The following is a 14,814-nucleotide window of genomic DNA, read 5'->3' on the forward strand; positions in this document are numbered from 1 at the left end:
ACACAGGTGGTTGGGTAGAGAATACCAAGGCGCTTGAGAGAACTCGGGTGAAGGAACTAGGCAAAATGGCACCGTAACTTCGGGAGAAGGTGCGCCGGTGAGGGTGAAGGACTTGCTCCGTAAGCTCATGCCGGTCGAAGATACCAGGCCGCTGCGACTGTTTATTAAAAACACAGCACTCTGCAAACACGAAAGTGGACGTATAGGGTGTGACGCCTGCCCGGTGCCGGAAGGTTAATTGATGGGGTTAGCGCAAGCGAAGCTCTTGATCGAAGCCCCGGTAAACGGCGGCCGTAACTATAACGGTCCTAAGGTAGCGAAATTCCTTGTCGGGTAAGTTCCGACCTGCACGAATGGCGTAACGATGGCGGCGCTGTCTCCACCCGAGACTCAGTGAAATTGAAATCGCTGTGAAGATGCAGTGTATCCGCGGCTAGACGGAAAGACCCCGTGAACCTTTACTATAGCTTTGCACTGGACTTTGAATTTGCTTGTGTAGGATAGGTGGGAGGCTTTGAAGCGTGGACGCCAGTCTGCGTGGAGCCAACCTTGAAATACCACCCTGGCAACTTTGAGGTTCTAACTCAGGTCCGTTATCCGGATCGAGGACAGTGTATGGTGGGTAGTTTGACTGGGGCGGTCTCCTCCTAAAGAGTAACGGAGGAGTACGAAGGTGCGCTCAGACCGGTCGGAAATCGGTCGTAGAGTATAAAGGCAAAAGCGCGCTTGACTGCGAGACAGACACGTCGAGCAGGTACGAAAGTAGGTCTTAGTGATCCGGTGGTTCTGTATGGAAGGGCCATCGCTCAACGGATAAAAGGTACTCCGGGGATAACAGGCTGATACCGCCCAAGAGTTCATATCGACGGCGGTGTTTGGCACCTCGATGTCGGCTCATCACATCCTGGGGCTGAAGCCGGTCCCAAGGGTATGGCTGTTCGCCATTTAAAGTGGTACGCGAGCTGGGTTTAGAACGTCGTGAGACAGTTCGGTCCCTATCTGCCGTGGACGTTTGAGATTTGAGAGGGGCTGCTCCTAGTACGAGAGGACCGGAGTGGACGAACCTCTGGTGTTCCGGTTGTCACGCCAGTGGCATTGCCGGGTAGCTATGTTCGGGAAAGATAACCGCTGAAAGCATCTAAGCGGGAAACTTGCCTCAAGATGAGATCTCACTGGAACCTTGAGTTCCCTGAAGGGCCGTCGAAGACTACGACGTTGATAGGTGGGGTGTGTAAGCGCTGTGAGGCGTTGAGCTAACCCATACTAATTGCCCGTGAGGCTTGACCATATAACACCCAAGCAATTTGCGTCGAACGACCAGATTGCGGTGACTGTGGAGATGACACGAACCGAAAGTTCGCAGCAAGACAACCCACAAACATCACATACCCGATTCGCTGGAGTGCCTCCAAAGGGCATCCTGGCTACAGAATTTCTTGACGACCATAGAGCATTGGAACCACCTGATCCCATCCCGAACTCAGCAGTGAAACGATGCATCGCCGATGGTAGTGTGGGGTTTCCCCATGTGAGAGTAGGTCATCGTCAAGATTCAATTCCGAGACCCCTATCTGCGCAAGCAGGTAGGGGTTTTGTCTTTTCCGGCCTTTGTTTTTCGCGCGTCCCTGAAGCGTCGAATGGCAACAGCGGGCCATGAAAAAGCCCCGCAGCGGCGGGGCTTGGTCTGAACCTTTAATCTATTGACTGACCTCGGCTTCAAGTGCCGCAACCGCTTTGGTCAACTCGTCGTGGCGGCGGATGAATTTCCAGTCGGTTTCATCAATGTAGATGCCGTCACTACTGCTGCCGCCTTCAAGGTCGATGGCGACATGGGCGGATACTTGCGGCTTTACGCTGGCCAGAATCGGGGTAAAACCCAACTGCTGGCTGGTTTCGAGCAGGGCCGCCTGATTGCGCTCGTCGATATCGGCGGCCTCGTCCAGGTAGTAGGGCAGACGGATGCGGCCGGCCTGATCGCGATCCATCAGGTGCAGCAGCAGGTACATGTTGGTCAGCGCCTTGATAGTCATGGTGGTGCCATTGGACGCTGCGCCATCGATGTCCGTGTGGATGACCGGCTGACCGTTGACCTTGGTGATTTCGAAAGCCAGCTCGAACAGGTCCTTGAGGCCGAGTTGATTGTGGTTGGCCGCGACCATACGGGCCAGATACTCCTTCGCTTCCTCGTTCTTGCTGTCCTGCTCCACACTCTGGTTGAGGTCGAACACGGACAGGGTTTCGCCTTCTTCGTACTGGCCTGCGCTGTGGATGATCTGGTCGATGTGCTTGAGGGCATCCTTGTTGGGTGCCAACACAATGCGGAAGCTTTGCAGGTTGGACACCTGGCGCTTGTTGATCTCGCGGTTGAACAGGGCCAGTTGATGTTCGAGGCTGTCGTAGTCGCTGCGAATGTTGCGCAGGGTTCGGGCGATGTCAGTAACCGCGGCACGACGCGCTTTGCCCAGAGTCAGGGCCTCGTCGGTGCGATGGGCATAGGCGTTGATCAGCAGCTGCAGGCGTCGCTCGACGTTGTCTTCGCTGTCGAACTTGGCCACGCCCTTGAGGCGCACCTGGGCGTACAGGGCTTCGATCTGTCCATCGACACGTTGCAGGCCTTGCCAGCTGTCCTGATAGTCATTGAGCAGGGGCAGCAGATTGTCCATCGAGTCGTCGACCTGCTCCATGAAGGGCGTACCGAAGGGCAGGTCGGCCGAGAGCAGGTGGCGACGACGCAGGGCATCGTCCAAGGTGCGCTGTTTGCTTTCCAGATCGGCGATCTGCCGGCCGACCAGTTGCAACTTGGCCGACAGCTGTCGGACCCGTTCGGTGAAACCGTCACTTGCCCGCGCCAGTTCGTCCTGAGCCGCCTCGAGTTGGGCGAGCTGCTCGAGTTTGTCCTGTTCCTCGACACTCAGGGTTTGGGCACGGCGGTAGTCTTCCAGGGCCTTCTGCGCATCCAGGACCTGTTGGTACAGCGTCTCGGATCGAGATTTGCTCGCGGACAGGTCGGCCGCCACGCCTTGCTGGGTCTTAAGCTGCTGCAGCTCCTTTTCCAGACGTGCACTCTGCTCACGCAGCGCGGCGCGATCGGCCAACGCCTGCAGCACCGGCGGCTCGATGGTTGAAAGGTCGATGGACATTCCTGGCAGCTCGAAACGCTCGCCCTTGAAGCGGTCAAGCACGCTCTGCACGGTATCGACCCAGGCGTTGCTGTCATTCAGGTCCAGGCCTCGTGGGCCAGTAGGCAGGCTGAACAGGGCGCCATTGAACAGGCGCATCAGTCGATCGACATCCTGTTGCGAGAACTCCTCGCGCAGTCGCGCGTAGCTGTTGTTGTCGGCGTGTTCCAGTTGCTGGCGGATGGACTTGAGGCGTCGTTCGATGTCGCCGACGCGCTCCTGCAGATCTTGTGCGCTGAACTGCCGAGACTGTGCCAGGGCGCCGGCCAGCTCGTCGTGGGCATCCTTGGCAGCCAGCAACTGCTGCTCCAGCATGCGCACGTCGGTGACCAGCGCGAAGCGGTTCTTGAGTACCGAAAGCTCACCGAGCCAGCGCTGGATGCTCGAGATTTCACGCTCCAGGCGCATCAGTTCCTGGGTGCTGCCGCGTTGATTGTCCTGCAGCACGTCCTGTTCGTTGCGGTAGTGTTCGGACTGGATGACCAGCTCTTCCTTGCGTGCCCCGGCGTAGTCCTGCCAGGTGCCGAGCAGCGCGTCGAGCAGGGGTGAAAGGCGGTGCAGCTTGCCGCGCAGAGTGTCACGCTGGGCGACGCCGTTGGCCAGTGCTTCGACCAGAGGACCGGCGGCGACCAGTGCGTTGTAGTCCTGCTCCATGCGTCGGACATCGCGGAAGGCTTCTTCACAGGCCGCTATGTAGTCGACGCTACCTGAACGCAGGCTGTGCTCGAACGCGTCTAGGAACAATTGCTTGAGTTTCGCCGCGGTGATTTCGCGCATGTGCAGCAGGTTGATGAACAGCGCGCGAAAGGTCTTGAGGCTCTGCTCGCTGGTCGAACGCAACGGGATCAGGGTCAGGTCGAGCGGCACGCTGGTATGCCCGCCCACCAGCAGGCGGCGCAGTTCCTCGGGCTTGAGTTCGTAGGCCTTCAGGCCTTGGCGTTCCAGGTTGCCGAACAGCTCCTTCTGACGCAGGCAGGTGCCGTCCTGTTGATAGTGGGCAAGGTCCAGTTCACCAGCGTAGGCGAAGAACTGATGGCCGAACCCACCGCCGGGGCCGCGACCGACCACGCCAATCACGTGGGGGCCGTGAGCCAGGACCACTTCGCAAAGGATGTAGCTGGTATCGGTCGCAAAATAGAAGCGTCGCGATTGTTCCAGCGTGTACTTGCCGAAGCTCATGTCGGACATGCGCGCCAGGATCGGAAACTGCAGGGCGTTGATCGAGGCGCTCTTGCCCAGGTTGTTGGCGCCGTAGACCGATAACGGCTGCTCCAGGGGGAACAGTCCGAGGCTGTAGCCTGCGGTATTGAGCAGGGCGAAGCGGCGGATGCCGTAGCGTTCCTGAGTCATGTGTCGAACTCCTCTCGTTCCTGGGCTATCGCACGGGCCAGGGCCTGTTCGTCGGTGCTGTCGTCGCCGTCGTCGTCGACAAGCATCGGCACCGGCAGGGGCAAAGCGCTGTGCAGGCTGGCGGCCAGGTCGCGGTCCTGCTGCACTGAAAGGCACACGTCGAGAAACCGATGCATCGGCGCCAGGAAGCGGTAGATGCCGTTGTCTTCGGCGGTGAAGCCCAGTTGGGTCATGCGTCGAAGGATCTTCTCTTCCAGTTCTTCCTGGGTCTGTACTTCGGCCTGCAGGAACAGGTCGCGGTACTTGTCCAGAAGCGCCGGCAGCTCGTCGCGGCCAAGGCTGCCGCCATCCAGTACGGCGATCGGATCGCGGCCCTGGTCAGCCAGGTGCTCGACCAGGATGAAGGTGAACAGGGAAAGGCGCTGGGCGGTCTTGTTGACTTGCGCGGCGGCCTGCTCGGGCACGAAGTAGTAGAAGCCGCGGGTGTCGCAGACCAGCTCGTAGCCCAGGGCCTTGAACAGGCCGCGGTACAGGTCCTGGAGATTGGACAGCTGTGAGTACAACTCGGGATCGCGGCGGCTGATGTGAAAGCCTTTGAGCAGTTCGCGGAAAATCGGCGCCAGGTGAGTCAGTTCGTTCAGGTCAAGATGCATGATCGGTGCTCGCGGAGTGTGCCGAGGCGACCGCGACGGCGGGCTCGGCGCTGGAAAGCAGGGCGAAGGAGCGCAGGCTCAGCTGATGCTCACGGGTGTGGTAGTCGCGGCGTTCGAGGCGCTGTCGGGCGAAGCGTTTGTCACGCGAGAGGCGTGAGAACCAGTACAGCAGGTCGTCGGTGGCGCCATCGGGTTCCTGATCGAGAAGCCAGAGCATCAAATCGGGCATCGGCAGCGCATTCTCGCAGCGCTCGAGCATCTCCTTGACCGTGCGCGGCGCGCGCTGGGTGCCTGCCGTGTCGCTCTTGTGCGCCTTGGGAAAGGGCGCCGGTTTGGCTTCGAAGCGGGCCAGGGCATAGACGTACGCCTCGACCTGGCTGGCGCTGCCCAGAAAGGTGCTCTGGGGACGGCTGAACAAAGGCAGGGCGGCTTGTGGCACGGCGTCCAGGCCCTTGCGACGAATGGCTGAAAGCGCGAGGGCCGCGCCGCGGGTCACGGCGTTGTGCCGACGTGCTTCCTCGCGCAGTGGCAACAGCAGCTCGCGGGCGTGGCGCAAGGTCAGTTGAGCGCAGGTCTGCATTTCGAGAATGCGCGCGTGGGTACGCAGCAGCATGTCGTCGTCGACCAGATGGCCGAGGCGTTGCTGTTCACCGAGCAGGCGCAGCAGGACGTTTTCGACCTTGCGCACGCCTTGTTCGAATGCGCCATCGGCGTTGACCAGCTGGATCATCGGTTCGACGTATTCGTCCCAGGTCGCCAGTACCTCGGCGTAGCGTTGGCGCAGGGCTACCTGGCGGTCGCGGGTCTTGGCCCTCTCGGCCACGGCGACCAGGGCCTGTTCGTCATTGGCCAGTTTCTTCAGGACATCACGCACGCGCATGTCGAGCAGCCGCAGTTGCCGCGCCAGGTCGTTGCCATCGCGGATGTCGAATGCATCCTGAATGTGTCCGGCCAGGCGTTCGAGGTGGCGCAGGTAGGCTTCGATCTCCAGGCACAGACCCAGCCGGTGCTCGCGGCGCAGGTAGGCAAGAAAGTCGTGGATCTGCGCATTGAGCTCGAAGCGGTTGGGGCTTTTTGCGACAGGTACGAGGATGTCCAGCCGGATCCACGTGTCGAGCAGGCTGGTGATCTCCTGAGCAGTGCTTTCCAGGCGCTGGGCAGCCAGTCGCTGGCGCAGTTCGACGAGGCTCAGGGTGCCTTGGTCGAAGTGCTCGCACAGCGGCTCCAGAAGGGCCCAGTGGTCGGCGAGGGCGCGCAGCACGCGCTTGGGTTCGATCATCGGCTGGTCGACTCATGCCAGTAAAAGGGTCGCGATTGTACTGCATGACGAGGCGGGTATTTGCGCTGCGGGCGACGGCGTGCGCAAAACTTGGCGGCACATTGTGTCGAACACCGGTAGAATCCACCGCCTCGACTTACCCACAGATGGCTGACCTTTTGCTCAACGAGTCCCGTCGCCGCGCCTACCTTGACGCCATGCAGGTAGTGCACTGGCTGCCCCGCACCGAACTGCCGTTCGCAGCGCCATCGTGTGCCAGCGTGCTGGAGCACGTCGAGGCGTTGCCGCTTCCAGTGCAGGCCGTGGATCAAGGCGTGCCGGCGGCGGCGGTGTCCAGTGCGCCACCCGCGGTGGAGCCTGCCAGACCCGAGCCTGCCAAGGTTCAGCGGCCCAGGATCGAGGTGCCGCGGCCGGGCAGCACACGCCCGGCCGTGACTGCGGTGCCCGAGGTGGCCGTGGAGACGCCGGTCGCCAAGCCGGCGAATCTTCCGCCGCGCTTCGCCCTTCAGGTGTTGCGTGCCGGGCCTTGCCTGGTGCTGGTGGAACTGGCCACAGGGCAGGCATTCCAGAGTCGCGACCCATCCTACCTCCTGCTCAAGGATATGCTGCGTGCCGCCGGTTTGCCCGATGCGCCACAGATTCTGGGCGAACCGATCCGCTGGCCGCTGCTGCAGCGCGGTCAATTGGACCAGGGGCCGGATGCAGCCTGCGATTTCGTTCAGGGCTTCGTCATGGCTCAGCTAGAACAGGCGCCGTGCACCTGCCTGTGGCTGGTCGGGCTGCCGGCGATTCGTTTTGCCGGGCGGGCCAATGCCGAAGACTACAACCGAGAGTTGGAGGTGGAGGGGCTTGGCGCCGCCTGGGCGTTGCCGGGCCTTGAGTTGTTGATGGATGAACCCGAGCGCAAGGCGGCCGTGTGGCAAGCCATGCGCCGTTTGATACCGCGTTGGAAAAACCGTGATGAGTGATACCGTAAGCTTTCGGCGAATGACCGAGGCGGATCTGGATGCCGTACTGAAGATCGAATTCGCTGCCTACTCCCATCCGTGGACGCGGGGTATCTTTCTGGACGGCCTGAAGTCCTACGAGATCTGGTTGATGTTCGACGGGCAGCAACAGGTGGGGCATGGCGTGCTCAACGTCATCATCGACGAAGCCCATCTGCTGAACATCACGGTGAAGCCGGAAAACCAAGGTCGTGGACTGGGTTTGAAGTTGCTTGAACGGCTGATGTCGCGAGCCTACGAGCTGGGCGGGCGTGAGTGCTTTCTGGAGCTGCGCGCCAGCAATCAGTCGGCGTACCGCCTGTACGAACGCTATGGCTTCAATGAGATCGGCAAGCGACGGGACTATTATCCAATGGCCGGGGGGCGCGAAGACGCGCTGGTGATGGCCTGTACCTTGTTCGAGTAGCAGTCGCGGTCACTGCCCGAGATTGCCTCGGGCAGTGATCGGTAGGCATGCTGGACTCAGCGTTTGCCATCGAGTGGGTCGATCAGCGCCAGTTCTTCTTCATCCAGGCCATCGCCGCCACCGATGTCGTCTTCATCGACGAGGCTAAGTTCCTGATCAGCGGGTCCGCTGTCGCCTGGCTCATCGGGCGAACGTGCGCCATCCTCACGGATCAGTGTTTCGGGGCTCATGTCGTCGTCGGTCGGATTGTGGTCATCCATCGAAGCGCCGGTCAGTCCTGCTTCGCGGGCGCGTTCGTCAGGCACCAGATGCTCCAGCTCATCGGCAGGGATGGTGTCGCCGATCCTGCCGGTGGGACCGTCGGCGTCATCGAAATCCAGCTCTCGAACCTGACCCATGCGGTCTTCCATGTCGTCGATTGCAGCAGGTTGTGGGGCATCGTAGGGGCGATGGGAATCAGTCATTACGGCAATCCTCTGATGTGTGTCTAGATAGGGTTGACCCCCGTACGAGTGGAAAGATTCAGCATGATTTGTCCGCGCCGACCGTGACCTTGTGCAGCCATGGCCAGTCATAATCCAAACGATTCTCGAGGGCTGAACATGCATGACCTACAGGAACTGATCGACAACAACGCGCGGTGGGCCGAGGCGATCAAGGAAGAGGATCCGGAGTTCTTCGCCAAACTGGCACGCCAGCAGACACCTGAATTCCTCTGGATCGGGTGCTCGGACGCGCGCGTGCCGGCCAACGAGATCGTCGGCATGTTGCCGGGCGATCTGTTCGTCCACCGCAACGTTGCCAACGTGGTGCTGCACACCGATCTGAACTGCATGTCGGTGATTCAGTACGCGGTCGACGTGCTCAAGGTCAAACACATTCTGGTCACCGGTCACTATGGCTGCGGCGGTGTTCGCGCGGCGATGCAGGATCGACAGCTGGGGCTGATCGATGGCTGGCTGCGGACCATTCGCGACCTGTATTACGAGCACCGCAAAACGCTGGCGACCCTGCCTACCGAAGAAGAGCAGGTCGACCGATTGTGCGAACTCAACGTGATTCAGCAGGTGGCCAACGTGGGGCACACCAGTATTGTCCAGAACGCCTGGCACCGTGGCCAGGAGCTGTCGGTGCATGGCTGTATCTATGGCATCAAGGACGGCCGCTGGAAGAGCCTGGATGTGACCATCAGTGGCTTCGATCAGTTGCCACCACAGTATCGTTTGCGCGCGCTGGATTGATGGCCAGGAACGAGTGAGCCGTATTCGGGTTCTGAATCGGATGGGCAACGGCTTGGGTCGTGGCCTTTTCGGTAATCAAACGCGAAGCGAGGGAGGCACCATGAAGTCTTATGGCTGGCTGGCACTGATGGCAGCGATGTCGATCGGTAGCGCCAATGCGGCATCCAAGGAAGTCCAGATCAACCTGGTGAGCGCCGAGGGCGCACCCCAGCCGATCGGCACGGTGATGATCGAGGAAACGGCCTATGGCCTGCAGTTCACTCCGCAGCTGAAGTCGCTGCCCGCAGGCGTGCATGGATTCCATGTGCATGCCAACGGCAGCTGCGCGTCGGCGATGAAAGACGGCAAGATGTCGGCGGCGGAAGCGGCAGGCGGGCACTTCGATCCACAGAAGACCGGCAAGCACTTGGGACCTTACGATGCGAAGGGACACTTGGGTGACTTGCCGGCGATCTACGTGAACGCCGACGGTACCGCAACGTATCCCGTGCTGGCCCCGCGTTTGAAAAAGCTCAGCGAAGTGGAAGGGCATGCACTGATGGTGCACGCCGGTGGTGACAACCACGCCGATTCACCGGCGCCGTTGGGCGGTGGTGCGGCGCGGATGGCCTGTGGAGTGATCTGATCACTGTATGAGGCTGGGGAGCAGCGGGCTCGCCGCCCGCTCCGCTCCCACACGTTTCAGAGCTGGACTGGCGTCAACACAGGCTCGCCGGCGAAGAACGCAGTCAGGTTGCGTTCGACCATCTTCACCGTGTCTTGCGTGGCTTCGGGAGAAAGGCCGGCCACGTGAGGCGTCAGGACCACATTGCGCAGCGTTTTCAACGCATCGGGTACGTTGGGCTCATCGTCGAAGACGTCCAGCGCAGCACCCGCGATGGCTTGCGTCTGCAGGGCGTCCAATAGGTCGGGCGTCGACACGACGCTGCCACGAGCGATATTGACCAGATAACCCTGAGGGCCAAGCGCTTCCAGTACGCCGGCGTCGACGATGGCGCGAGTCTGCGCGCCCCCTGGCGTGGCAACCACCAGAATGTCGCTGGTTGCAGCCAGCTCCACCGGGCTGGAACAGTACCCATAGTCCACACCGGCGCGTGGGCTCCGATTGTGGTACTTCACGCTCATGTCGAAGCCCAACGCGGCCCGTTTGGCGATTGCCAAGCCAACAGCGCCCAGCCCGATGATGCCCAGACGCTTGCCCGCCACCGACGGACGCATGGTCTTGGCCCATTCGCCTCGGCGTACCGACGCATCGGCGCCGGGGATGTCGCGCATCAGTGCCAGCAGCAGAGCCAGGGTGTGATCTGCCACCGACGATGCATTGACTCCGGCCCCATTGGTCACGGTCAGGCCGTGTGCCTTGGCGGCTGGCAGGTCAACGTTCTCGTAACCCGCACCGAGCACACAGATGATGCGCAGTTTGGGCAGCGCTGCCATTTCGTCTGCCGTCAGACCCAGTGGCCCGCGGGTGAGCACCGCATCGATGCGATCTGCGTGTTGCTCGATGGCCTCTGCGCGGGCTGCCGGTGAGGGCGCCATGATCAGCTCGTAGCCTTGATCTTCGAGAATCGACACGTAGTCGTTGATGGTTTCGACCAGCACCAGCACGGTTGCGCGCATGTAGACCTCCGGGTGGGAAATGACGGTCATGGTAGCAATTTAGAGATGGGCGAAAGTGGGTGCGCGAAAAAAAGCGCACGCCTACCCCTCAAGTTGTTTGGGGCGCTTTTTATTCGATAACAATAATGTTAATGCAAATCACTCTATGTTAATTTCCGCCCCGAGATATACCGTTACAAAATGGGCTGGCTTTCGCGGGATCTTCAGGGGAGGGGAAGGTAGATGGCTTGCAATAACAAGATGAATCTCGGTATGAATTCTTTGGCTTTGGTTGTTGCCACAGTCGGTTGGCAGGCAATGGTCTCTGCCGAGGAAGCACCGGCCAGGCCTGTGAGCAAGGGCCCAGAGCTGCAATTGCAAGACTTGGTCATTACCGAACAAGCACCGGAAAGCCAGCAGACAGTGGGCTATCAGGTACGCAACAGCACCGCGGGTACCAAAACCAGCACACCTTTGTCCGAGACTCCGCGTTCGGTTTCGGTGGTGACACGCCAACGCATTCAAGACCAGGGCTCGCAGACCCTGACCGACATTCTTGGTTACGTACCGGGTATCTTCGCTCCACCTTTCGCTGTCGGTGACGGCCTGGCCGGTGATCTGTTTTCCATCCGAGGTTACAACGCCACGGACTATGGCTACGGGTTGCTGAAGGATGGTCTACGCCTCCAAGGCAATCGCTACGACACCACCACCGAGCCCTATGGCCTGGAACGTACCGAAATCTTTCGAGGCCCCAGCTCGATTCTCTATGGTGAGAATGCGCCCGGCGGATTGGTCAATCTGGTGAGCAAGAAGCCGACCGAAATTGCGCAAGGCGAAGCGAAATTCACTTATGGCAGCAATAACAGGCGCCAGCTTGGGATCGATGTATCCGGCCCGTTGACGGACGATAACCGTATCCTGGGACGAATGGTGATGCTGGGCCGCAATGCCGATACGCAAGTCGACTCGGTGCCGGACGACCGCCTCTACATCGCGCCGTCGATGACTTTCAATTTCAACCAGGACACGGCACTGACCCTGCTGTCCAGCTACCAGCGCGACCGCACCAAACTGCTGCTGGGCTATCCGGCTGCAGGAACGCTGCTCAACAACGTCAATGGCAAGATCGGCAAGGACCAGTTCAACGGCAACCCAAGCTGGGACGACTTCGAGCGCGAAACCTGGACTTTGGGTTATGAGTTCAGTCATCAGATAAACGAGGTATGGCAGTTCCGGCAGAACTCGCGCTACATGGAATCGCGCTTGAACCGTCATGAAACCTGGCCGAACAATCTGAATCAAGCCGGCTTCGGAAGCACGTTGAGCAGCACTGCGTATGATCGCGACAACAAGTCGATCACTTACTCGGTGGACAACCAATTCGAAGGACACTTCACTTCGGGAGCGCTGGATAACACGGTATTGCTGGGCGCAAGCTACGACCGTACCTCGTTCAATCAGGATTGGAACGCAGGCCTGGGCGGTACTTACAATGTGTTCAGGCCAGTGTTCTCGCCGATGCAACCGAATGCCTCGCAATACGTGCAGAATTCCCAGCTCGATCAGCACATGTACGGTGCGTATGGGCAATTGCAAAGCAAGTACGAGAACTGGATTTTCCTGCTGGGCGGGCGTCAGGACTGGGTGCAGAGCCAATACCGCAACCGTGCCAGCGCGGCTCGTCCAGGCAGCGCGGCGATAGCGGCCACGGATCTTGACGGCTGGGATCATCGGTTCAGTTGGCAGACGGGTGTGATGTACCAGTTCGATAACGGCATCTCTCCCTATGTCAGCTATTCCACTGCATTCACGCCCGTGCAGCAATCGTCGCAGCCCAACGGGGATCTGCTCGATCCGATCCTCAGCGAACAATATGAAGTGGGTCTGAAGTTCGAGCCTGCGGGCTGGAATACCACCTTCAGCGCTGCGGTTTTCGATTTGACCAAATCTCGCGACGTAGTCGCAGGCAACAACGGTTTCAGCCAGCAAGTTGGCAAGAGCGAGTCCAAAGGCGTCGAGCTTGAGGTCAATAGTGATGTAACGCGTAATCTGAGCTTGGTCGCGTCGTATACCTACACCGATGCGCGAGTTACCAAGGATGCGCCGGGGTCATTGTTCGAGGATCGTCAACTGACGGGCATTCCGCGCAATCAGGCGTCGACCTGGATGACGTATCGCTTCCTGGAAGGTGCGCTGAGCGGTTTGCGCCTGGGCGGCGGCGTGCGCTATTTCGACAGTACCTTTGCCTACACCGCGCCGACACTGTACGGCAAGCTGAAGGCGGGCGATGTGACGCTGGTTGACGCCTTGATAGGGTATGACATCGACAAGCACTGGTCGGTGGACGTGAACGCGAAGAACGTGTTCGACAAGGAATACGTGTCGGGCTGCAACAACGCCGGTCGCTGCTATTGGGGTGATGAGCGCACGGTGCTGGGGACCGTGGCGTATCGCTGGTAATCCGCTTGACCTGCGGGACAACCAGAAACAAGAAAGCCCGCACGAGGCGGGCTTCTTGAGGTGACTCACAGACTGCTGTAGACATCTGTGGATCGTACTTGGTGGCTACACAGGGACTTGAACCCCGGACCCCAGCATTATGAATGCTATGCTCTAACCAACTGAGCTATGTAGCCAAGTGGCGCGCATTATTCGCCTGAAACGAAATTGTGTCAACACCCCTTTGCAAAATATTTATGCGTGCGATCAAACGCTTAGGCTGCGCGTGGCGTGCGAGGGTGTGCGCAGTGCGGCGATCAGCCACCGAACCAGCCCAGCTTGATGACGAAGATGATCGACAACACGACCAGTGCCGAATTGAGTTCGCGCCACCGGCCAGTCAGCAGTTTGACCGCTGTCCAGGTAATGAAGCCGAAGGCGATGCCGTTGGCGATCGAGTAGGTCAGCGGCATGGCCAGGGCAGTCACCAGGACCGGGGCGGCGACGGTGATGTCGTCCCAGTCGACCTCTGCCAGCCCAGATGCCATCAACACTGCTACGAACAGCAGGGCGGGCGCGGTGGCGAATGCCGGGACGCTGCCGGCCAGGGGCGCGAAGAACAGCGCGAGCAGGAACAGACAGGCGACCACGATGGCGGTCAGGCCGGTACGGCCGCCAGCGCTGACGCCGGCGGCCGATTCGATATAGCTGGTGGTGGTCGAAGTGCCGAGCAACGAGCCAGCCAGCGCTGCGGTGCTGTCGGCGATCAGGGCGCGGCCCATTTTCGGCATGTGGCCATCTTTGCCCATCAGGCCGGCGCGCTTGGCCACGCCGATCAAGGTGCCGGAGTTGTCGAACAGATCGACGAACAGGAAGGCGAAGATCACGCTGATCAAGCCCACATCGAATGCGCCCTTGATATCGAGTTGCAGGAAGGTCGGCGCCAGTGACGGCGGCATTGATACCACACCCCCGAACGGGGTTACTCCAAGCAGGATCGACACCACGGTGATCAGCAGGATGCCGATCAGCACCGAGCCACGGACCTTGAGTGCCTCGAGTGCGACGATGATGAAGAAGCCGAGGATCGCCAGTACCGGTTCGGGTTTCGACAGATCACCCATGCCGACCAGAGTGGCCGGGTTGGCAACCACGATCTTGGCGTTTTGCAGCGCAATGAGTGCGAGGAACAGGCCGATGCCCGCAGCGATGGCCGACCGCAGCGGCAGGGGAATGCTGTTGATGATCCATTCACGGATGCGGAAGATCGACAGCAGGAAGAAACACACCGCTGATATGAAGACCGCACCCAGTGCAACCTGCCAGCTATGGCCCAGGTGCAGGACCACGGTGTAGGTGAAGAACGCATTGAGGCCCATGCCCGGTGCCAGGGCAATCGGGTAGTTGGCGATCAGGCCCATGATCGCCGAGCCGATGGCGGCGGCCAGGCAGGTGGCAACGAACAGCGCGCCCTTGTCCATGCCGGTTTCGCCAAGAATGCTGGGGTTGACGAACAGGATGTAGGCCATGGCCAGGAAGGTGGTGACCCCGGCGAGGATTTCCGTGCGCACGTTGGTGTTGTGCGCCTTGAGCTTGAAGAATGAGTCCAGCATGTTGCTCCCCTGGGGCGATAGGCGCCGTGGATCGTGTGGCGACGG

The 14,814-nt window shown here is 60.3% G+C and carries 11 protein-coding genes, 1 tRNA gene and 2 rRNA genes (1 of these 14 running past the window's edge); 7 read left to right on the forward strand and 7 right to left on the reverse strand.

Annotated features, from left to right (window positions below; all coding sequences use genetic code 11):
• Both ONG87_RS03335 and rrf read left to right on the forward strand, forming a co-directional pair.
• A 23S ribosomal RNA gene (locus ONG87_RS03335) occupies positions 1 to 1,288 on the forward strand; it begins 1,606 nt to the left of the window's first position.
• A gap of 147 nt (positions 1,289 to 1,435) precedes the next feature.
• Positions 1,436 to 1,551 (forward strand): 5S ribosomal RNA (gene rrf, locus ONG87_RS03340).
• 146 nt (positions 1,552 to 1,697) lie between these two features.
• On the opposite strand, the gene mksF is transcribed toward rrf, so the two are convergent.
• The 3 genes from mksF to mksB are packed head-to-tail and all read right to left on the reverse strand — an operon-like array spanning position 1,698 to position 6,461.
• A complete protein-coding gene (gene mksF / locus ONG87_RS03345) occupies positions 1,698 to 4,529 on the reverse strand; it encodes an Mks condensin complex protein MksF (protein ID WP_264382220.1) in 2,832 nt (943 codons plus the stop codon).
• Positions 4,526 to 5,182, reverse strand: a complete 657-nt coding sequence (gene mksE / locus ONG87_RS03350; protein ID WP_264382221.1) for an Mks condensin complex protein MksE — start codon at positions 5,180 to 5,182, stop codon at positions 4,526 to 4,528. Before mksE ends, mksF begins: the two co-directional genes overlap by 4 nt.
• Positions 5,172 to 6,461 (reverse strand): Mks condensin complex protein MksB, encoded by a 1,290-nt coding sequence (mksB, locus tag ONG87_RS03355; RefSeq protein ID WP_264382222.1) that lies wholly within the window; start codon positions 6,459 to 6,461, stop codon positions 5,172 to 5,174. Before mksB ends, mksE begins: the two co-directional genes overlap by 11 nt.
• A 158-nt stretch (positions 6,462 to 6,619) precedes the next feature.
• Here mksB and ONG87_RS03360 point away from each other — a divergent pair, with 158 nt between their 5' ends.
• Both ONG87_RS03360 and rimI read left to right on the forward strand, forming a co-directional pair.
• Positions 6,620 to 7,429, forward strand: a complete 810-nt coding sequence (locus tag ONG87_RS03360) for an energy transducer TonB (RefSeq protein ID WP_264382819.1) — start codon at positions 6,620 to 6,622, stop codon at positions 7,427 to 7,429.
• A complete protein-coding gene (gene rimI, locus ONG87_RS03365; protein WP_264382223.1) occupies positions 7,422 to 7,874 on the forward strand; it encodes a ribosomal protein S18-alanine N-acetyltransferase in 453 nt (150 codons plus the stop codon). Before ONG87_RS03360 ends, rimI begins: the two co-directional genes overlap by 8 nt.
• 56 nt (positions 7,875 to 7,930) lie before the next feature.
• Here the strand turns inward: rimI and ONG87_RS03370 are convergent, their stop codons facing one another.
• Positions 7,931 to 8,338 (reverse strand): serine kinase/phosphatase, encoded by a 408-nt coding sequence (locus ONG87_RS03370; RefSeq protein ID WP_192057735.1) that lies wholly within the window; start codon positions 8,336 to 8,338, stop codon positions 7,931 to 7,933.
• A 138-nt stretch (positions 8,339 to 8,476) separates the two neighbouring features.
• Between ONG87_RS03370 and can the strand changes: the two genes are divergently transcribed.
• Both can and sodC read left to right on the forward strand, forming a co-directional pair.
• On the forward strand, positions 8,477 to 9,115 hold the full coding sequence (gene can / locus ONG87_RS03375; RefSeq protein ID WP_122479657.1) for a carbonate dehydratase: 639 nt from the start codon (positions 8,477 to 8,479) through the stop codon (positions 9,113 to 9,115).
• 100 nt (positions 9,116 to 9,215) lie between these two features.
• A complete protein-coding gene (sodC, locus tag ONG87_RS03380; RefSeq protein ID WP_122479656.1) occupies positions 9,216 to 9,740 on the forward strand; it encodes a superoxide dismutase family protein in 525 nt (174 codons plus the stop codon).
• 56 nt (positions 9,741 to 9,796) lie between these two features.
• On the opposite strand, the gene ONG87_RS03385 is transcribed toward sodC, so the two are convergent.
• Entirely contained in the window at positions 9,797 to 10,735 is a 939-nt protein-coding gene (locus ONG87_RS03385) for a 2-hydroxyacid dehydrogenase (RefSeq protein ID WP_264382224.1), read from the reverse strand.
• A 252-nt stretch (positions 10,736 to 10,987) separates the two neighbouring features.
• Here ONG87_RS03385 and ONG87_RS03390 point away from each other — a divergent pair, with 252 nt between their 5' ends.
• Positions 10,988 to 13,177: a TonB-dependent siderophore receptor gene (locus tag ONG87_RS03390; protein ID WP_264382225.1), complete on the forward strand. Its 2,190-nt coding sequence runs from the start codon at positions 10,988 to 10,990 to the stop codon at positions 13,175 to 13,177.
• 99 nt (positions 13,178 to 13,276) lie between these two features.
• Here ONG87_RS03390 and ONG87_RS03395 read toward each other — a convergent pair.
• A tRNA-Met gene (locus ONG87_RS03395) sits at positions 13,277 to 13,353 on the reverse strand.
• A gap of 120 nt (positions 13,354 to 13,473) precedes the next feature.
• Positions 13,474 to 14,769: an NCS2 family permease gene (locus ONG87_RS03400; RefSeq protein ID WP_264382226.1), complete on the reverse strand. Its 1,296-nt coding sequence runs from the start codon at positions 14,767 to 14,769 to the stop codon at positions 13,474 to 13,476.
• Positions 14,770 to 14,814: the final 45 nt, after the last annotated feature.

This window comes from Pseudomonas sp. MM227 (assembly GCF_947090715.1).
Classification (GTDB): domain Bacteria; phylum Pseudomonadota; class Gammaproteobacteria; order Pseudomonadales; family Pseudomonadaceae; genus Aquipseudomonas; species Aquipseudomonas baltica.